Consider the following 18,007-nt stretch of genomic DNA (forward strand, 5'->3'; position numbering starts at 1 on the left):
GTGGGGGCGCGCGAGACCGAGACCATGTTCGACATCCATTCCGGCGACATCGTGGCCGCCGCACTTGCAGCTGCCGGTGCCTGCCTGGCCTGCAGCATTCCGGGCGACTTCCTGCGCCGCTTCCCGCTGTGGGCAGTGCAGACCTACGGCCGCGGCGCGCTGCTGATGCCGTTCCTGGCGATGATGGTCGGCACCTGGCTGTTCCGCCTCGGGGTGGCCGGCCAGATCGACACCACCGCCGGGCAGGCGCTGATCGTTGCCGCCGGCTTCCTGAGCACGCTGCTGCTGTCGGCGCTGCTGCGCTTCTACCTCAAGGAATACCGCAAGCGCTGAGCCGTTGGGCGAGTATGCCGGGCCCGCAGGCGGTGTCCGGCAAATGGCGTATGATGCGGCCTTTTGCGTCTCCCGCACCCCAGCCGGGGCGCCTGCCGCACACTTCACCTCATGGCGCTCAAATCCACCATCTTCAAAGCTGACCTGTCGGTCTCCGACATGGACCGGCCCTACTACGGCAGCCACAGCCTGACCATCGCCAAGCACCCGTCCGAGAATGACGCGCGCATGATGGTGCGCCTGCTGGCCTTTGCCTGCGAAGCCACCGAAACGCTGGCCTTCACGCGCGGCCTGGACGAACCCGACGAACCCGACCTGTGGGACAAGCGCCTGACCGGCGACATCGCCCACTGGGTCGAACTGGGCCAGCCCGACGAAGCGCGCCTGAAGCGCGCCGCCGCCCGGGCCGAGCGCGTGACCGTCTACACCTACAACGCCGCCAGTGCGCGCGAATGGTGGAAGGGCATGGCGGGCAAGGCCGGCAAGCTGCGCAACGTCACCGTCTACAATGTCCCGGCGGAAGCGGTCGAAGCCCTGGCCGCGCTGGCGCAGCGCGCCATGCGCCTGTCGGTGACGATCCAGGACGGCGACATCTGGGTGGCCGACGACGACCGCAATGTGCAACTGACGCTGGATGTGCTCCAGCGCGCCCAAGCCTGAACGCAGCCGCGCTGCGTTCTCCTCTCACCACGTCTGTTCCCATCGGAAGGAAATACGCCATGCAAACCACGCCCTCGGGCCTGCAATACGAAGACACCACCGTCGGCGCCGGCGCCGAAGCCACCGCCGGCAAGCACGTCACCGTGCACTACACCGGCTGGCTGTACGAGAACGGCCAGGCTGGCCGCAAGTTTGATTCGAGCAAGGACCGCAACGACCCGTTCGTGTTCCCGCTGGGTGCCGGCCATGTGATCCGCGGCTGGGACGAAGGCGTGCAGGGCATGAAGGTGGGCGGCGTGCGCCGCCTGGTGATCCCGGCCGACCTCGGCTACGGTGCCCGCGGCGCCGGCGGCGTGATCCCGCCGAACGCTACCCTGCTGTTTGAAGTGGAACTGCTGGCGGTCTAAGCCGGCAGGAAGGTTGTCGCGCCTGCACAGGCAGGGGCGACAACCGCGGCAACTACCCGTTTTGCTGGCGCGCCCGCGCCTCAGAACCCGATGGCGGCGTTGCCGACATCGACGCGGACCTTGTCCCGGTCCAGCAGCCGCGCCGCATGGCGGGCATAGTCCTGCGCCCAGGCAGGATCGCCGGAAAAGCGCGCTTCTCCGGAAAACTTGGCGACATTCAGGATCTTGTCGATCACCAGCACCTTGCCGACCGGGCTCGACGCCTGGCAGTCCAGCTCGGTGTATTCCCGGTCGAACCAGCGCCACGCGGCGTCCTCGGTGACCGCGGCCAGTTCGTCCGTGCCGATCGTGAAGTCATATTCCTTGCCACTGCCGAACACCACCGTAAGCGTACGTGCCATCGCGGGTTCCCCCTATGGATTGAGGCCACCATTGTAAGGACATGGCAGCCGCGCGGGCCAGCAATTCACGGCCGTCTGATCGCGGACAAAGGTGCGGCAGCACTCGTCCGCGGCGAGTGACAGAGGCAGCACGCTGCCGCAACCGTTGCGAACCGCCCACACCCGACCCGCTCGCTCAGACAATTCCGAGGGAAACTGGCACTTATGTCATTTCCCCCACCTTCCCGTGGCGCAGCTTTGATTTATGCTTGCACCATGGCCATCACGCGACAGGACCTCGAATCCGACCGTCTGCGCACCTCGCTGTGCAGTACTCCGGTTGCGTCCTCGCTGCTGCCGGAAGCCGTGCTGGAGCAGTCCCTGTCCGATGCGCTGGCGCGCCGCCCGGAAGATCCCGCGCTCGGCGGCGATGTCTGGCTGTTCGGCTATGGCTCGCTGATCTGGAACCCGATGGTGGTGCACACCGAGCGCCAGCGCGCCACGGTGCACGGCTACCACCGCGGCTTCTACCTCTATTCCCGCATCAACCGGGGCACCTGGGACAACCCGGGCCTGGTGCTGGGCCTGGACCGGGGCGGCTGCTGCCACGGCATGGTGTTCCGCGTCCCCAGCCATGTGGTCGAGCAGGAATTCCGCGTGCTGTGGCGCCGCGAGATGCTGACCGGGGCCTACCATCCGCGCTGGCTGCGCATCCGCACCGGTGATGCCCGCGCGCCTGAGCAGCGCGCCCTCGCCTTCGTCATGAACCGCTCGCATGAGGCCTACGCTGGCCGGCTGCCGGATATCCGCGTGGTCGAGCGCCTGCGCCATGCTGCCGGACTGTACGGCCCCGCGCGCGAATACCTGCAGCAGACCCTGCTGGGCCTGGCCACCAACGGCGTCGACGATCCCTACCTGGGCCGGCTCTGGCGCCAGTTGCAGGCCGACGATGCCGCCGATGCCGAGCGCGCTGCGCACGCCGCCCTCGACCACGCAGCGCCCCTGCCGGCCAGCCCCCACGAAACCGTCTGAGCCCAGGAGCTGCCGCCATGACGCGCCCCGCCGCCCGCACCCGCAGACAGGCACTCAACGAGTTGCTGGGCCTGATGGGATTGCTGATGGGCGGCGGCCTGCTGGCGGCCCAGGGCGGGCAGACCCTGGCCGCACGGCCCGCCGGCGGCGCGGCCAGCCAGCCCGCCGCCCGCCCGCCGCGCAGCGCGGCCATGCAGCCGCCGCTGCACCGCGACGCCATCGGCACGCTCGACCGCAACCTGATCACCGCCGCCAGCGCCGGCGACCAGGAACTGGTGGCGCGCCTGCTGGCCGCCGGCGCCTCGGCGCGCGCCGCAGATGAACGCGGGCGCAGCGCGCTGCTGGCGGCCGTGCAGAACCGACGCGCCGAGGTCGCGCGCACACTGCTGCTGGCCGGTGCCGACGTGAACCTGAAGGACGCCGAATCCAACAGCCCCTTCCTGCTGGCCGCCGCCACCGGCCAGGCCGATGTGGTGCGCCTGGCCCTGGCCAACGGCGCCGACCTGGCCAGCACCGACCGCTATGACGGCACCGCGCTGATCGTCGCCAGCCAGCACGGCCATGTCGAGGTGGTGAAGCTGCTGCTGAAGGCCGGCGTTGCCGTGGACCATGTCAACGACCTGGGCTGGACCGCGCTGCTGGAAGCGGTGATCCTGGGCGATGGCAGCACCCGCTACGAGGAAACGGTGCAGCTTCTGCTGGATGCCGGCGCTGACGCCAACCTCGCCGACCGCGAAGGCGTGACCCCCACGCGCCATGCGCGCGAGCGGGGCTACAAGACGATGGTGAAGATGCTGATGCGGGTGCGGGGGCATTGAGGGCCGGCACCGTGTAAATGAAAAAGGCTGATCGGTCGACCAGCCTTTTTCATTGGCTACCCGGCTGCCTCAGGCCGCGGGCTTCTCCGCTGCGCCGGTGTTTCGCGCATTCTCGCTTTCCTGCAGATGGCGCCACATCACCTTGCCGGTGCCCGACTTCGGCAGCGCCTCAACGAACTCCACCACGCGCGGGTACTTGTAGGCGGCCATGTTCTCCTTGGCCCATTCGATGATCTGCTCCGGCGTGGTCTTGCCTTTGGCATGGGCGCGCAGCACCACCACCGCCTTGACGGTCTCGCCGCGGTACGGGTCGCGCGTGCCGATGATGCAGGCCTCCTGCACGTCCGGATGCTTGTACAGCAGGTTCTCCACCTCGGCCGGCCACACCTTGAAGCCAGACGCATTGATCATGCGCTTGAGGCGGTCGGTGATGAAGAAGTAGCCCTCTTCGTCCATGCGGCCCAGGTCGCCGGTGCGGAAGAAGGTCTTGCCCTCGAACTCGATAAAGGCGTCGCGGGTGGCGTCTTGCTTGCCCCAGTAGCCCTTGAACACCTGCGGGCCGCTGACGATGATCTCGCCGATCTCGTTGGGGGGCAGTTCCTTGAGCGTGACCGGGTCGACCACGCGCGCATCAGTGTTGAAGGTCGGCACGCCCAGGCACTGCAGCTTGGGCCGGTCCGACGGGTTGCTGTGCGTCGGCGCCATGGTCTCGGACAGGCCGTAGCCTTCCAGGTAGTTCAGCCCGAACTGCTCGCGCAGGCGCTCGGCCACGGCCTGTGGCATGGCCGCGCCGCCGCCGCCGATATAGCGCAGGCTGGACAGGTCGAACTGGGCCAGGTTGGGACTGGCCAGGAAGTCGATCACCATGGTCGGGATATTGGTCCAGTGCGTGACCTGGTAGCGCGAGATCAGGCGACCGGCGACCTCGCGGTCCCAGCGCGGCAGCATCACCACGGTGGCGCCGCTGTAGATCGGGCCGTTCATGCCGTACTGCATGCCGGTGACGTGGAATAGCGGCAGCACCGACAGGATCACCGATTCGGCGCCAGAGCCCGACCAGGTCGCGCCGCCAACGATGTTGTGCATCACCGAGCGGTGCGTGTGGATACAGCCCTTGGGGAAGCCGGTGGTGCCCGAGGTGTAGGGCATCACAGCCATATCGTCCGGGCCGGCGGTATGCGGGCCGGGCTGCAGGCCGGCGCCCAGCGCCTCGGGCCACGCGGTGGCGCCCGCGGGCAGCGGATGCGGCGTGGTCAGCCAGGCCGGCGGCGCGTCTTCCGGGTGTTCGTGCGTGGGCGGCAGCGCATCGGCATACTGGGTCACCAGCAAATGCTGCAGGCGCTCGGCTGGCGCCAGCTCCGCCTGCGCCTGCTCGACCCCGGCGGCCAGGTCGGCGGTGAAGATCGCCACGCGTGCCTGCGCGTCGGTGACGTAGTGCTTGAATTCCTCGGCGCGGTTCATCGGGTTGACCGGCACCACCACCGCGTCGGCGCGCAGGATGGCGTAGTAGCTGACGATGAACTGTGGGCAGTTCTGCATGTACAGCAGCACCCGGTCACCCTTCTTCACGCCCGCCTTCTGCTGCAGCCAGCCGGCCACCGCGGTGGCCTGCGCCTCCAGTTCACGGAAGGTGATGGCATTGCCGAAGTAGCGGATCGCGGCCTTGTCGGCATAGCGGAGCGCCGAAACTTCCAGGTTGACCCAGAGCGAGGTCTCCGGCAGCACGATGGCGGTCGGCAGGCGCTTCGGCCAGAACTGGAAATGCGGGCGAACTGGGGTCTGCATGCAACGTCTCCTGTGCGGTCTCGCGGACCGGGTCTTTCGGTATGGTCAAGGACTATAACCGAACGATCGTTCTATTTTCAACCACAGACTTTCCCGAACCCCGCGGGCGCGGTATCGGCACAGGCCGTTGCATTCGGCGCCTTCGCCCTCACAATAGGGGTATAGATTGCTTGCCCCCTGCGGGCGGGCGGCCCAGGCTGGCCGCTCCCGCCTCTCCCCCGATCCAGGATTCCCCATGAGCGACGTCACCCTGCAGAATTTCGAAACCGAAGTGATCGAGGCCTCGCGCCAGGCGCCCGTGCTGGTCGACTTCTGGGCGCCGTGGTGCGGCCCCTGCCGCACGTTGGGCCCGATGCTGGAACGGCTGGAGGCCGAGGCCAGCGGCCAGTGGAAGTTGGTCAAGGTCAATGTCGACGAGAACCAGGACCTGGCCGCGCACTTCGGCGTGCGCAGCATCCCGCACGTGGTGGCAATTGCCGACGGCCAGGCGGTGGACCAGTTCATCGGCGTGCTGCCTGAGTCCGGTCTGCGTGAATTCCTAGGGCGGCTGATGCCCAAGCCCGCGCAGATGGCCCTGCATGACGCGCTGCAACTGGCCGCCGAGGGCGACCGGGCCGGCGCCGAGGCGAAGTTTGACGAAGCCATTGCGCTCGACCCCGAGACCGACGCCGCCCGGCTGGCCTATATCGGCTTCCTGCTGGACGGCAATGCGATTGCCGAGGCCAGGTCGCAGTTCGAGGCCCTGTCGCCGCAGGCCGCGCAGCAGGACGCCCATGCCGCGCTGCGCATGCGCATGGACGCGATGGAGGGCCTGTCCGGCCTGCCGGACGAGTCCACCCTGAGCGCGCGCATTGCCGCCGACCCGCGCGACCTGGCCGCGCGGCTGGACCTGTCCAGGCTGCTGATCGCGCACCAGCAGTACGAGCCGGCGCTGGAGCAGTTGCTGGAAATCGTGCGCACCGACCGCACCTTCGAGGACGATATCGGCCGCAAGACCATGCTGTCGGTGTTCGAGATGCTGGCCGACCGGCCCGACGTGGTGTCGCGCTGGCGCCGCCAGCTGAGCACGGCGCTGAACTGAGCGGCCGGGCCGCGGCCCCGGCGCGGTAAACTGGCGGACTCAGTTCCGCCATATTTCCTGCCATCCGCCATGCCAGCGCCCCGCCTGATCGACTTCAAGACCGAGCCCGCCCCCAGCCACGACCGCCCGCGCCCGGACCGGCTGGTGTCAGGCAACCCCGACCGCACCACCTGGACGCACTACAGCGCGCAGCACGGCGATTTCGACTGCGGCATCTGGGCGTGCGAGCCGGGGGCGTGGCGCATCGCCTTCCCGGCCGGCAAGGAAGAGTTCTTCCATGTCATCAGCGGCCGGATCCGCATCAGCGACGATGCCGGCCAGGCCAGCGACTTCGGTCCCGGCGACGCATGCGTGATCCCGGCCGGCTTTACCGGGCTGTTCGAGGTGCTGGCGCCGGTGCGCAAGTATTTCGTGGTGATCGACCGCGACGCCGCGCACCCGGCCTGACGGTGCTCAGGCCGCGGTGACGGGGCCTTCGACCAGCGTGAAGCCGTGTTCGCGCATATGCTCCACCATCATCGCGTCCATCGACTTGACATGATGGTCGAACCAGCCCGAGAGCTCGGCCACCAGGCGGCGGCCCAGCTGGAACTCGGCATCGGTGTGCACCTTGTCGCGTACCGCGACGGCCACGGCCAGCACCTGCTGGTGCTCGCCCGCGTGGCAATGGCGCGGGCCGAAGCCCATCGCCGCCATCCACTGCTCTTCCTGGGCGAAATGATGGCGGGTATGGTCGATCCATGCGTCCATCGCCGCCAGGAAGCCGGCGTCGTCGGCGCCGGCCACCGCGGCCAGCAGCTGCACGAACTCGGCATGGGTGGCGTCGGTGACCGGTTCGCCCAGATGGAGGTGGTCCGGCAGGCCGGCGGAGGAAAGCTGGTCTTTGGCGTCCATGGGATCGACGGCAATCGTGGGGAAAAACGGCAAGGATACCGAATCGGCGCGGCCCGGGCCTGATCTGGCGCAAGCCAGGGGTATGCTGTGAGCGATGCGCCCTGTCCGCTACACCTATCCCTCATGCCACGACTGATCTTCTTCTGCGGCCATGCCGGCACCGGCAAGACCACCCTCGCCCACCGCCTGATCGGCCCGCTGATGCAGGCCACCGGCGAGCCCTTCTGCCTGCTCGACAAGGACACCCTGTACGGCCGCTACAGCGCCGCGGCCATGGCCGCGATCACCGGCGACCCCAATGACCGCGACAGCCCGGCCTACCTGGACAACCTGCGCGACCCGGAATACCAGGGCCTGCTCGACACCGCGCGCGAGAACCTGGCGCTGGGCATCAGCGTGATCGTGATCGGCCCGCTGTCGCGAGAGGTCAAGGCCCACCTGCTGCATGACCCCGACTGGCTGCACGTGCCCGCCGGCACCACGGTGCGCACGGTCTGGGTCCATCTGCCTGAAGACGAGGCCCATGCGCGCATCATCCGGCGCGGCAATCCCAACGACGCCTACAAGCTGAGCCACTGGGAGGCCTACCGCACCCGGCGCTTCATGCCGGCACCCGCGGACTATCCGGAACTGATCTTTTTCGACAACCAGGCACCCGGCGACGCCGAGATCGACGGGCTGCTGAGCGCGCTGAGCGCCTGAGCGCCTGAGCGGCCCGCGCGGCCTTCAACCGCGCGCGATCTCGCCGATCACCGCCGACGCCGCGACAAAGCCAAACACCGCCGTCACCGCCACCGACGAGCCAAAGCCCGCGCACGCCAGCCCCTGGGGGCCGCGCATGGCTGGCTGGCCCGGCTGCCCGTCCAGCGGCGGCGCCTCGTCGATCTCGCAGGCCTGCTGCTCGGGTTCGGGGTATTGCAGCGGCTCGTCCGAATAGACCGCAGCGATGCCGAACTTCTTCTTCGGGTCGCGCGTAAAGCCCCATTGCTTGCGCAGGCCGGCGCGCACCTTGGACAGCAGCGGGTCCTGGATCGTGCGCGCCAGGTCGTCGATACGCACGCGCGTGGGGTCGAGCTGGCCGCCCGCGCCGCCGCAGGTGATCACCGGCACGCCCTGGCGCCGGGCCCAGCCGAGCATCCCGGTCTTGACGCGCACCGCGTCGATGGCGTCGATCACGTAGTCATAGCCGGCGCCAAGCAGCTCGGGCACGTTGTCCGGCGTGACGAAATCATCGACCTGCGTCACCTGGCAGCGCGGGTTGATGGCCACGATGCGCTCGGCCATCGCCTCGACCTTGGCGCGCCCGTAGGCATCGCCCAGCGCATGGATCTGGCGGTTGGTGTTGGACAGCGCGATATGGTCCAGGTCGATCAGCGTGATGCGCCCGACCGCATTGCGCGCCAGCGCCTCGGCCGCCCAGCTGCCGACGCCGCCAATGCCGACCACGCACACGCTGGCCGCCTCCAGGCGGGCCAGGCCGGCGGCGCCATAGAGCCGTGCCACGCCGCCGAAGCGGCGGTGGTAGTCATCTTCGGCCGGGCTTTCGTGGGTCAGCGGCTCGGGCAGGCCGGCCAGCTCGTGTGCGGCATCGTTCATGCTGGAGGAATCGGGTCGATGGAGATCGGCAGGGTCGGCGCCCGGCTGCAGCGGGGCAAGAATCCGGCATTTTCCGGCGGCGATGTCAGCCAATCCCCGACAAAGACAGGAAGCGCGCAACTATACAATAGACGTGCAGTGGTCCGTTCGCCGCCCCGCGCTGGCGTGGGCGGCCCCGGCCCTGCCCCCGCCAGACAGGAGAGCCCGCCTCATGCCCGTGCGCCGCAAGGTTGTTCTGTGGAGTGTGCTGACACCGGTTGCGCTGATCGCGCTGCTGGTGGTCGTGATCCTGACCTTCGACTGGAACCGCCTCAAGCCCTGGCTCAACGACCGCGTCTCGGAGGCCATCGGCCGGCCCTTCGCCATCAATGGCGATCTGACCGTGACCTGGCGCCACGGCGAGGGCGAGAAAGGCTGGCGCACCCTTGTGCCGTGGCCGCGGCTGTCGGCGCGCGACATCACCATCGGCAATACCGACTGGGCCAAACAGCCGCATCTGGCAACCGTGCGCGAACTGATCTTCGTGCTGCGTCCGATACCGCTGCTAGCGCACCAGATCGCGGTGCCGACCATTGTCGTCGACAGCCCGGCGGTGTGGCTGGAACGCCTGCCGGACGCCCGCAACAACTGGACCCTTGAGTTCGGCCCCAAGAAGGGCCCGTCCGAATGGGAGCTGGATATCGGCGAGGTGGTGCTGGCGCGCGGCAACCTGGCGCTGACTGACCAGTTCAAGAAGATCGAGCTGCAGGCGGAGCTCGACACGATCGGCGACAACCCGCTCTATGACAAGGCCCGCGACGGCGCACTGGTGGCACCCGAGGCCTCCCAGGTGCCGCCCGGGCCGCCCGCCAGTGCCGGCGCGGCAGCCTCCGCACCGGTGGCTTCGGCGTCCGGCGGAGCCAGCGCACCCGGCGCATCGGGCCCGCCGGCGTCGGCCATCGCCGCCAACGGCCGCTACGGTGTGCGCTGGAAAGCCACCGGCCGCTACAACGAGGCCACCATCAACGCCAGCGGCAAGGCCGGCACGGTGCTGAGCCTGCGCAACACCGACGTGCCCTTCCCGATCCTGGCCGATGTGCGGGTTGGCACCACCCGCGCCGTGATCGAAGGCACCGTGACCAACCCCGCGCATCTCGCCGCGCTGGACGTGCATCTGACGCTGACCGGCGACAGCATGGCCAAGCTCTATGCGCTGACCGGCGTGGTGCTGCCGTCCACGCCGCCATACCAAACCCGCGGCCGCCTGATGGCGACGCTGCGCAAGCAAGGCTCGATATACGAGTACCAGAAGTTCACCGGCCGCGTCGGCGGCAGCGACCTGTCCGGCACGCTGACCTTCACCAAGCGTGACCCGCGTCCACTGCTGGCGGGCAACCTGGTGTCGAACCAGCTGCGCTTTGTCGACCTGGCCCCGCTGATTGGGGCCGATGCCAGGCCCGGCCGCCCCGCCAAGGACAGCCCGGTAGCCCAGCCCGCCGACAAGGCGCTGCCGGTGGCCCCGTTCCGAACCGAGCGCTGGGACGAGATCGATGCCGACGTGCACTTTACCGGCAAGCGCATCATCCGCGACGCCGAACTGCCGATCAGCGACCTGGTCACCCACCTGAAGCTGCAGGACGGCGTGCTGCTGCTCGACCCGCTCAACTTCGGCGTGGCCGGCGGCAACCTGGTGTCGACCATGCGCCTCGATGGCAAGCGCGAGCCGATGGGGGCCACGGTCGACATGACCGCGCGCCACATGAAGCTCAAGCAGCTGTTCCCCACCTTTGACCTGATGCGCGCCAGCATCGGCGAACTCAACGGCAGCGCCAAGCTCTCGGCCACCGGCAATTCAGTGGCGGCGCTGATGGCCTCTTCCAACGGCGAAGCCAAGCTGCTGGTCGAGAACGGCACGGTCAGCAAGTTCCTGCTTGAAGCGATGGGGCTGAACGTGGGCAGCGTGGTGATCCGCAAGCTGTTCGGCGACAGGCCGGTGCGGATCAACTGCGGCGTCAGCGACTTTGCCTTCACCGACGGCATCGCGCGCGCGCGCACCTTCGTGCTGGATACCGACGATGCGGTGATCGAGACCACCGGCGGCATCGACCTGCGCAATGAAAAGCTGGCGCTGACCATCCACCCGGACTCCAAGGGCCTGCGCGTGTTCTCGCTGCGCTCTCCGCTCTACGTGGGCGGCACCATGAAGAAGCCGTCCGTCAGCCCCGATATCGGCGTGCTGGCACTGCGCGCCGGCGGCGCGCTGTCGCTGGCCCTGCTGGCACCGGTGGCGACGGCGGTGCTGCCGCTGGTGGACCTGTCGCCGGGCGGCGAAGACAACCTGTGCGCAACGCTGCTGGCCGACCTGCGCAAACGCCCGGTCGCGCCGCCGCCGGGCAAGACCTACAAGGATCCCAGGACCGGCAAGACCGCCGGCATGACCGCCGGCAAGCCGATCCCGAAGGAAACGCCGGGCACCGCCGCGCAGGCTGACGCCCAGACCCGCGAGCCGGCACGCGCCAGCGAGCGCGAGGTGCGCAAGCCGGCGCCAGCACCGGCGCGCCCGGACAACGACGCCCTGTACAAGGGCGGTTGAGGCGCGTGCGAACCAAGGCGCGTCGCCTGGCGGCCACATGGCCGCCCTTGTCTGAAGCAAAATCGCAACACTTTGCCCCGCTGCGACATCGTGCCGCACGCAGCCGTTGTGCCGCGCCCACGCCCGGCGCATAATTAAACGGCCATTTATAAGAAGTTTAAGCATGGCAAGCATCGGGTGCGGTGCGGGTTCGCCCGTTGCATCCTTCTGAAGGCGCGGCTGCGGCCGCCCTTTGTTTCCTCCTTGTTTCCCGCCTCGGCACGGCCGCCGGCCGCCATGAGCGCGGCCACTGCGAGCCCCCGTTCCCATGTCGCTGCCGCACGCCGCCGTCCCGCCGATCACCTGGCTGATCGCGCTGACGGTGTGCAACCACGTGGCCTTCAATGCCAGCCGCGTGGTGGTGTCGCTGTTCGCGATTTCCCTCAAAGCCTCCACCGTCACGCTCGGCGTGCTGATGTCGCTGTATGCGGTGCTGCCGATGCTGCTGGCAATCCGCGCCGGCAAGCACATCGACGAGATCGGGCCGCGCAAGCCGATGACCGCGGGCTCGCTGATGGTGGTGGCGGGCACGCTGCTGCCGGTGCTCTGGCACGACCTCGGCGCGCTGTACCTGTCATGCGCGCTGATCGGCGTGGGCTTCATGCTGGTGCAGGTGGCGATGCAGCTGCTGATCGGCCAGGTTTCCACCAATGAGACCCGGCTGCGCAACTACACCTGGCATGCGCTGGGGCTGTCGGTGTCCGGCACGCTCGGGCCGGTGACGATGGGCTACGTGATCGAACATGCGGGCTTCCGCCCCGCCTTCATGGTGCTGGTGACGGTGGCGCTGGTCGGCCAGGCCGGCCTGCAATGGCTGCGTCCGCGCCTGCCGGCGCAAGGCGGCAATGCCGGGCGCATCGCCATCGAGGACGGCAGCCGCCACTCCACGCTGGACCTGCTGCAGCAACCCGAGCTGCGCGCGGTCTTCATCGCCAGTGCGGTGCTGTCCGCCGCATGGGACCTGCACGCCTTCCTGATCCCGATCCAGGGCTCGCGCATCGGCCTGTCGCCGTCATCGATCGGCTGGGTGCTGGGCGCTTTCGCCATGGCCACCTTTGCCATCCGCGTGGCGATGCCGGCGGTGTCGCGCCGGCTCTCGGAGTGGAAAATCATCCGCAGCGCGCTGCTGGTGGGCGCGCTGGCCTACCTGGCCTACCCCTTCGTCACGCACTTCTGGCTGATGTGCGGGCTGGCCTTCGTACTGGGCCTGGCACTGGGCAGCGCCCAGCCCAATGTCATGAACATCCTGCACACAGCGTCGCCGCACGGCCGCGCCGGCGAGGCACTGGGCCTGCGCTCGGCGGTGCTCAATACCGGCCAGGTGGTGTGGCCGCTCACGTTTGGCGTGGTCGGCACGGCGCTGGGCATGCTGCCGATCTTTTTGTCGATGGCGGGCGCGATGGGCGCGGCCGGTTACTACTCGCGGCGCCAAGGGCGCAAGGTGCTGCCGCCGCCGGTTTAGCCCCCGCGGCAGGTGGCGCTGCCGATACACTTGTCGCCACGCAAATGCGATCCCCGATGCATTCGCTATACTCGAATCAGCCGGACCTGCGGCCCCCGCCCCCGGGCGCACCGCGCATCCCGACCGATATCCTGATGATTGCGACATGACTCAACTTGCCGACCTTCGCCGTACCTATGTGCTGGGCTCTCTGTCCGAAACCGACGTAGCGCCCGACCCGATGAGCCAGTTCAAACGCTGGTTCGACGAGGCGGTCACGGCCAAGCTGCCCGAACCCAATGCCATGACCCTGGCCACGGTCGACGCCGACGGCCAGCCGTCCGCGCGCATCGTGCTGCTCAAGGGCATCGACGACCGGGGCTTCACCTTCTTCACCAACTACGAAAGCCGCAAGGGCCTGGACCTGGCGGCAAACCCGCGCGCGGCGCTGCTGTTCCACTGGGTGCAACTGGAGCGCCAGGTACGCGTCGAAGGGCGCGTCGAGAAAGTCTCGGATGACGAGAGCGACGCCTATTTCGCCACGCGCCCGCTGGGCTCGCGCGTGGGCGCCTGGGCCTCTGCGCAAAGCCGCGAGGTGCCCGGCCGCGACGTGCTGGAGCAGCGCGAGCAGGAATACCGCAGCAAGTTCGGCGAAAACCCGCCGCGCCCCCCGCACTGGGGCGGCTACCGCCTGGTGCCGACCGCGCTGGAGTTCTGGCAGGGCCGCCCGTCGCGGCTGCACGACCGCATCGCCTTCCGCCTGCAACCCGGAGGCGACTGGCAGATCGTGCGGCTGTCGCCCTGAAGCGGTTGGCGCGCACCTGAACATGCGCCAACAGCGCCGAACGGGTCGGTAGTTGGGTCTTCTGGACGGTGCGCTGCACAAGCTGCGGAATTGGACTAAAGTGAGACAGGCGTCGCTTGGTTACTTTTTTCTTGCAGCGTTCGCGACGGATTGGGCAAGGTTCCAGCTCAGTACCAACCCTTGCCTGATGCGTCGACCGAAGCGTGTGCCGCAACCCATCAGGAGGTAAAGCGCATGTTTTTCAAGCAAGCCCTGGAAAAGCAACTCGACAACTGGATCGCCGACCTGCGAGAGAATGCCAATCTGCCGGTCAGCTTGCGGCTGTGGAATGGCACCGAATACCCGCTCGGGCACTTCGACAAGCCGGCTGTCACGCTGACCGTACGCGAGGCCGCAGCCCTGCCGCTGCTGCTGACGCCGAGCCTGGACAACCTCGGCGAAGCGTATGTGCAGGAGAAAATCGACTTCGAGGGCAGGCTGACGGACATCATCAAGGTCGCCTACGGCTTCTCGGCCGCGGCCACGCACCGCGCTGGCGGCGCTCTGTTCAAGGTGGCGCAGCACTTCACGCATACCAAGCAGGAAGACAAGAACTCGATCCAGTACCACTACGACGTCTCCAACGACTTCTACAAGCTCTGGCTCGATCCCAACATGGTCTACTCCTGCGCCTACTTCGAGCACGGCGACGAAGACCTGGCCACGGCGCAACTCAAGAAGATCGACCACATCCTGACCAAGATCCGGCTGCAGCCGGACCAGACGCTGCTGGACATCGGCTGCGGCTGGGGCGCGCTGGTGCTGCGCGCCGCGCAGAAGTTCGGGGCGCGGTGCGTGGGCATCACGCTGTCGCAGAACCAGTTCGACCTGGCCACCGAGCGCGTCAGGGCCGCGGGCCTGTCCGACCGCATCGAGATCCGGCTGCAGGACTACCGTGACACCGCCGGCACCTTCGACCGCATCACCAGCGTCGGCATGTTCGAGCATGTGGGCAAGGACAACCTGCCCGGCTACTTCAGCCGCATCCGCGAACTGCTGGCCGACGACGGCTATGCGATGAACCACGGCATCACCTCGCCCGACCCGGACAACGGCTCGACGCCGATGGACGGCGCCGAGTTCATGGACCGCTATGTGTTCCCGCAGGGCGAGCTGCCGCATATCGGGCTGGTGCTGCGTACGCTGCAGCAAGGCGGCCTGGAAGCCTTCGACGTCGAACTGCTGCGCCGCCACTACGCGCAGACGCTGCACCACTGGGCCGACAACTTCGAGGCCCGCGGCGACACCATCCGCAGCCTGGTCGGCGAGAAGAAGTACCGCATCTGGCGGGTCTACCTGGCCGGCTGCGCGCATGCCTTCGAGACCGAGAAGATGTCGATCTACCAGGTGCTCTGCCACAAGGCCGGGCTGCCGGCCGATACGCTGCCGTGGTCGCGCCGCTATATCTACGGCCAACCCATTGGCCGCAACGACTGAAGGCAACGCTGGCGATTGACTGAAGACCTCTTTGGCGGGCTGCCCCTGCCCACCCCACCTGCCCCTCCGGAACGGCCCGCCTCCCACCCGGGCGCGGCCGTCCCGCCCGCTCCCTCCGGCAAACCCGCGCGCGGCAAGAGCGTGCAACCCGCACAGGCGGACGAAGCCCTGCGCGCGCTCGCCGCGAAGCTGCCATCGAACCTGTACTTCGGCACGTCCTCCTGGGCCTACCCCGGCTGGAACGGGCTGGTCTATGACGGCGAGTACGGCGACAGCCTGCTGTCGCGCAAGGGCCTGGCCGCGTATTCGCGCCATCCGCTGCTGCGCGCCGCCGGCATCGACCGCGGCTTCTACGGGCCGATCCCGCTGGCGGACTACCTGTCCTACGCCGCGCAGGTCCCCGATGGCTTCCGCTTCCTGGTCAAGGCGCCCGCCAGCGTCTGCGATGCCTGGCTGCGCGGCCCCGACGGCGCCGGCCGGCTGGCCAATGCCGCCTTCCTGGATGCGGAGATCGCGGTGCGCGACTTCATCGTGCCCGCCACCAGCGGGCTGGGCAGCAAATGCGGGCCGCTGCTGTTCCAGCTGTCGCCGATGGGGCCGCTGGCCGACAGCGCCATGTTCCTGGAACGGCTCGACGCCTTCCTGGGCGCGCTGCCGGCGCTCGACCCGTCGATCACCCCGCATGCGTGCTACACGGTTGAGCTGCGCGACCCGGCACTGCTGACACCACGCTACATCCGGCTGCTGCGCCGCCGCGGCGTGCGCTTCTGCCTGTCGGCACGCGACCGCCTGCCGCCGGTGCCGCGCCAGGCCGCGGCGCAGGCGCTGATGGACGAGGAAGCGCCGGGTCCGCTGGTGCTGCGCTGGATGCTGCATGGGGGCCGGCCCTACGCCTACGCGGAAAAGCTGTACGCACCCTTCGACCGCATCGTCGACGACGACCCCGACACCCGCCATGCCATCGCCGATGTGGTGGCGCGCACGCTGCGCGCGGGGCAGCCTGCCATCGTCATTGTCAGCAACAACGCCGAGGGCTGCGCGCCACTGAGTTGCGTGCGGCTGGCCGAGGCGATCATTGCGAGGCTGGCGCGGTGAATGACTGACGGCCGGCGCACGGTGACCGATAGGCCGCTCCCGCAGGCAAGGGCCGCCACTGCCTGAAGACTTGTGCACAATGTGCACAGCCGGAGACCATGCGCTTGTCGCCACCCACGCGATCGGATTGAATCGGGGCACCTTCCGACCGAGGAAGGATGGAGACGACGATGCCCCTTTCCACTTCGGCGCGCACACCGGGCCGCGCCGCCCTGCCGCAGCTGCTTGATCCTGCCTCGATAGCCATTGTCGGCGCCTCGCGCGATACCAGCCGCATCGGCGGCGTGGCGCTGGACCACCTGCAGCGCCTTGGATACCAGGGCCAGGTGTATCCGGTCAATCCGCGCTATGCGGAGATCGCCGGCCTGGCGTGCTATCCCGATATCGAATCCGTGCCGCAGGTGCCTGACGTGGCGGTGCTGGCGCTCGGCGCGGACGAGGTGCTGCCGCAGTTGCAGCGCTGCCATGCTTGCGGCGTCCGTGCCGCCATCGTCTACGCCTCGGGCTTTGCCGAGGCCGGTGAAGCGGGTGCCGGGCGCCAGGCCGCACTTGCGGCCTTCGCCCGCGAGAGCGGCATGGCAATCGCCGGACCCAACTGCATGGGGCTGGCCAACCTGACCACGCGCGCCATCACCGCATTTGCCACCACGTTCCGCGCGTTCCCGCCGCAGGACGGCCCGGGTGCCGTGAGCCTGCTGACCCAGAGCGGCAACGTCTGCGCCATCGTCTACGCCACAGGCAGGCAGATGGACGTGGGCTTCCACCAGTTCATCAATACCGGCAACGAAGCCTGCCTGGACTATTCGGATTACCTCGACTACCTCGCGGACGATCCGCAAACCGCGGCCGTGGTCGGTTACGTGGAAGGCCTGCGCAACGGCAGTGGCTTCATCGAAGCCGCTGCGCGCCTGCGCGCGGCAAACAAGCCACTGATCCTGCTGAAGGCCGGCGAAAGCGAGGCCGGTTCGGCGGCCACGCAATCCCATACCGCCGTGCTGGCCGGCAACCAGGCCATCTACCGCGCCGCCTTCGCCCAGATCGGCGCGATGCAGGCGAGTGATCCGGCCCACCTGACCGACCTGGCATACCTGGCCGGCTTCCGCCATCGCAGCGCGGGGCGCCGGGTGGTAGTGGCTTCCGTGTCGGGCGCGATGGGTGCCCTGTCGGCCGACCTGCTCAGCGCGGCCGGACTCGACGTGCCGCGCCTGCACGAGGCGGTCCAGCAGCGCCTGCTGGCGGTCGTGCCGGAGCTCGGCGCGGTGGCGAACCCCGTCGACCTGACCGGCCAGCTGTTCAACCGCAGCGGCCTGGCCTACGCCGTGCTCGACCACCTTGCCGCCACTGACGGCATCGACGTCATTTTCCTCTACGCCACCGCCTACCTGCTGGATCGCGTGGCCGACGAGCTGATCGAGGTGGCGGGCAAGACCGACCGCCTGATCATCGTCGCCACCACGGGCGAGCCGGCCAGCCGCGCACGGCTGGCCGACGCCGGTGTGGCACTGTTCCCGGACTGCGCACGCGCGGCCCGGGCCCTGGGCACGTACGTGGGCTGGCTCGGCACGGAGGCGCCGACCGCGCACTGGATGGCGC

The 18,007-nt window shown here is 68.6% G+C and carries 18 protein-coding genes; 14 read left to right on the forward strand and 4 right to left on the reverse strand.

Annotated elements, in window-relative coordinates:
- Positions 1-24 precede the first annotated feature (24 nt).
- The 3 genes from AC3WL8_RS13165 (at position 25) to AC3WL8_RS13175 (ending at position 1,400) form a co-directional block, all read left to right on the forward strand.
- A complete protein-coding gene (locus tag AC3WL8_RS13165; protein ID WP_013957575.1) occupies positions 25-333 on the forward strand; it encodes a hypothetical protein in 309 nt (102 codons plus the stop codon).
- Between the two features lie 111 nt (positions 334-444).
- A complete protein-coding gene (locus AC3WL8_RS13170; protein WP_013957576.1) occupies positions 445-993 on the forward strand; it encodes a YaeQ family protein in 549 nt (182 codons plus the stop codon).
- Positions 994-1,052: 59 nt separating this feature from the next.
- The gene (locus AC3WL8_RS13175) at positions 1,053-1,400 is read left to right on the forward strand and encodes an FKBP-type peptidyl-prolyl cis-trans isomerase (protein WP_010813699.1); all 348 of its coding nucleotides are present in this window, start codon (positions 1,053-1,055) and stop codon (positions 1,398-1,400) included.
- Between the two features lie 80 nt (positions 1,401-1,480).
- Here the strand turns inward: AC3WL8_RS13175 and AC3WL8_RS13180 are convergent, their stop codons facing one another.
- Positions 1,481-1,801, reverse strand: coding sequence for a hypothetical protein (locus AC3WL8_RS13180; protein WP_013957577.1), 321 nt, complete (start codon positions 1,799-1,801; stop codon positions 1,481-1,483).
- Positions 1,802-2,056: 255 nt separating this feature from the next.
- On the opposite strand from AC3WL8_RS13180, the gene AC3WL8_RS13185 reads away from it, so the two are divergent.
- Positions 2,057-2,812: a gamma-glutamylcyclotransferase gene (locus tag AC3WL8_RS13185; protein ID WP_249221190.1), complete on the forward strand. Its 756-nt coding sequence runs from the start codon at positions 2,057-2,059 to the stop codon at positions 2,810-2,812.
- A 17-nt stretch (positions 2,813-2,829) separates the two neighbouring features.
- Complete coding sequence (locus AC3WL8_RS13190) at positions 2,830-3,630, forward strand: ankyrin repeat domain-containing protein (RefSeq protein ID WP_013957579.1); 801 nt, start codon at positions 2,830-2,832, stop codon at positions 3,628-3,630.
- Between the two features lie 69 nt (positions 3,631-3,699).
- Here AC3WL8_RS13190 and AC3WL8_RS13195 read toward each other — a convergent pair whose 3' ends face one another.
- Entirely contained in the window at positions 3,700-5,415 is a 1,716-nt protein-coding gene (locus AC3WL8_RS13195) for a long-chain fatty acid--CoA ligase (protein WP_492378347.1), read from the reverse strand.
- A gap of 235 nt (positions 5,416-5,650) precedes the next feature.
- On the opposite strand from AC3WL8_RS13195, the gene trxA reads away from it, so the two are divergent.
- Complete coding sequence (gene trxA / locus AC3WL8_RS13200; protein WP_492378348.1) at positions 5,651-6,496, forward strand: thioredoxin; 846 nt, start codon at positions 5,651-5,653, stop codon at positions 6,494-6,496.
- A 69-nt stretch (positions 6,497-6,565) separates the two neighbouring features.
- Positions 6,566-6,943: a cupin domain-containing protein gene (locus AC3WL8_RS13205; RefSeq protein ID WP_013957582.1), complete on the forward strand. Its 378-nt coding sequence runs from the start codon at positions 6,566-6,568 to the stop codon at positions 6,941-6,943.
- Between the two features lie 6 nt (positions 6,944-6,949).
- Here the strand turns inward: AC3WL8_RS13205 and AC3WL8_RS13210 are convergent, their stop codons facing one another.
- On the reverse strand, positions 6,950-7,390 hold the full coding sequence (locus AC3WL8_RS13210; RefSeq protein WP_211980044.1) for a bacteriohemerythrin: 441 nt from the start codon (positions 7,388-7,390) through the stop codon (positions 6,950-6,952).
- Positions 7,391-7,513: 123 nt separating this feature from the next.
- On the opposite strand from AC3WL8_RS13210, the gene AC3WL8_RS13215 reads away from it, so the two are divergent.
- Positions 7,514-8,092 (forward strand): P-loop nucleotide/nucleoside kinase family protein, encoded by a 579-nt coding sequence (locus tag AC3WL8_RS13215; RefSeq protein WP_211980045.1) that lies wholly within the window; start codon positions 7,514-7,516, stop codon positions 8,090-8,092.
- A gap of 24 nt (positions 8,093-8,116) precedes the next feature.
- Here the strand turns inward: AC3WL8_RS13215 and tcdA are convergent, their stop codons facing one another.
- Positions 8,117-8,986, reverse strand: a complete 870-nt coding sequence (tcdA, locus tag AC3WL8_RS13220) for a tRNA cyclic N6-threonylcarbamoyladenosine(37) synthase TcdA (protein ID WP_211980047.1) — start codon at positions 8,984-8,986, stop codon at positions 8,117-8,119.
- 211 nt (positions 8,987-9,197) lie between these two features.
- Between tcdA and AC3WL8_RS13225 the strand changes: the two genes are divergently transcribed.
- The 6 genes from AC3WL8_RS13225 to AC3WL8_RS13250 all read left to right on the forward strand — a co-directional run.
- Positions 9,198-11,558 (forward strand): AsmA family protein, encoded by a 2,361-nt coding sequence (locus tag AC3WL8_RS13225; protein ID WP_492378349.1) that lies wholly within the window; start codon positions 9,198-9,200, stop codon positions 11,556-11,558.
- A 307-nt stretch (positions 11,559-11,865) separates the two neighbouring features.
- Positions 11,866-13,059, forward strand: coding sequence for an MFS transporter (locus AC3WL8_RS13230; RefSeq protein WP_492378350.1), 1,194 nt, complete (start codon positions 11,866-11,868; stop codon positions 13,057-13,059).
- A gap of 145 nt (positions 13,060-13,204) precedes the next feature.
- On the forward strand, positions 13,205-13,843 hold the full coding sequence (pdxH, locus tag AC3WL8_RS13235; protein WP_013957588.1) for a pyridoxamine 5'-phosphate oxidase: 639 nt from the start codon (positions 13,205-13,207) through the stop codon (positions 13,841-13,843).
- A 234-nt stretch (positions 13,844-14,077) separates the two neighbouring features.
- A complete protein-coding gene (locus AC3WL8_RS13240; protein WP_211980049.1) occupies positions 14,078-15,319 on the forward strand; it encodes an SAM-dependent methyltransferase in 1,242 nt (413 codons plus the stop codon).
- Between the two features lie 15 nt (positions 15,320-15,334).
- On the forward strand, positions 15,335-16,414 hold the full coding sequence (locus tag AC3WL8_RS13245; RefSeq protein WP_013957590.1) for a DUF72 domain-containing protein: 1,080 nt from the start codon (positions 15,335-15,337) through the stop codon (positions 16,412-16,414).
- A 170-nt stretch (positions 16,415-16,584) separates the two neighbouring features.
- The coding region (locus AC3WL8_RS13250) for an acetate--CoA ligase family protein (protein ID WP_492378351.1) at positions 16,585-18,007 on the forward strand (1,423 nt) is incomplete at its 3' end.

It is taken from the genome of Cupriavidus sp. FW305-F7 (genome assembly GCF_058782875.1).

Bases quoted from the DNA above. Each gene is read 5' to 3' on its own strand.
- AC3WL8_RS13165 (WP_013957575.1), top strand. From the start codon at position 25: ATGTTCGACATCCATTCCGGCGACATCGTGGCCGCCGCACTTGCAGCT.
- AC3WL8_RS13170 (WP_013957576.1), top strand. From the start codon at position 445: ATGGCGCTCAAATCCACCATCTTCAAAGCTGACCTGTCGGTCTCCGAC.
- AC3WL8_RS13175 (WP_010813699.1), top strand. From the start codon at position 1,053: ATGCAAACCACGCCCTCGGGCCTGCAATACGAAGACACCACCGTCGGC.
- AC3WL8_RS13180 (WP_013957577.1), bottom strand. From the start codon at position 1,801: ATGGCACGTACGCTTACGGTGGTGTTCGGCAGTGGCAAGGAATATGAC.
- AC3WL8_RS13185 (WP_249221190.1), top strand. From the start codon at position 2,057: ATGGCCATCACGCGACAGGACCTCGAATCCGACCGTCTGCGCACCTCG.
- AC3WL8_RS13190 (WP_013957579.1), top strand. From the start codon at position 2,830: ATGACGCGCCCCGCCGCCCGCACCCGCAGACAGGCACTCAACGAGTTG.
- AC3WL8_RS13195 (WP_492378347.1), bottom strand. From the start codon at position 5,415: ATGCAGACCCCAGTTCGCCCGCATTTCCAGTTCTGGCCGAAGCGCCTG.
- trxA (WP_492378348.1), top strand. From the start codon at position 5,651: ATGAGCGACGTCACCCTGCAGAATTTCGAAACCGAAGTGATCGAGGCC.
- AC3WL8_RS13205 (WP_013957582.1), top strand. From the start codon at position 6,566: ATGCCAGCGCCCCGCCTGATCGACTTCAAGACCGAGCCCGCCCCCAGC.
- AC3WL8_RS13210 (WP_211980044.1), bottom strand. From the start codon at position 7,390: ATGGACGCCAAAGACCAGCTTTCCTCCGCCGGCCTGCCGGACCACCTC.
- AC3WL8_RS13215 (WP_211980045.1), top strand. From the start codon at position 7,514: ATGCCACGACTGATCTTCTTCTGCGGCCATGCCGGCACCGGCAAGACC.
- tcdA (WP_211980047.1), bottom strand. From the start codon at position 8,986: ATGAACGATGCCGCACACGAGCTGGCCGGCCTGCCCGAGCCGCTGACC.
- AC3WL8_RS13225 (WP_492378349.1), top strand. From the start codon at position 9,198: ATGCCCGTGCGCCGCAAGGTTGTTCTGTGGAGTGTGCTGACACCGGTT.
- AC3WL8_RS13230 (WP_492378350.1), top strand. From the start codon at position 11,866: ATGTCGCTGCCGCACGCCGCCGTCCCGCCGATCACCTGGCTGATCGCG.
- pdxH (WP_013957588.1), top strand. From the start codon at position 13,205: ATGACTCAACTTGCCGACCTTCGCCGTACCTATGTGCTGGGCTCTCTG.
- AC3WL8_RS13240 (WP_211980049.1), top strand. From the start codon at position 14,078: ATGTTTTTCAAGCAAGCCCTGGAAAAGCAACTCGACAACTGGATCGCC.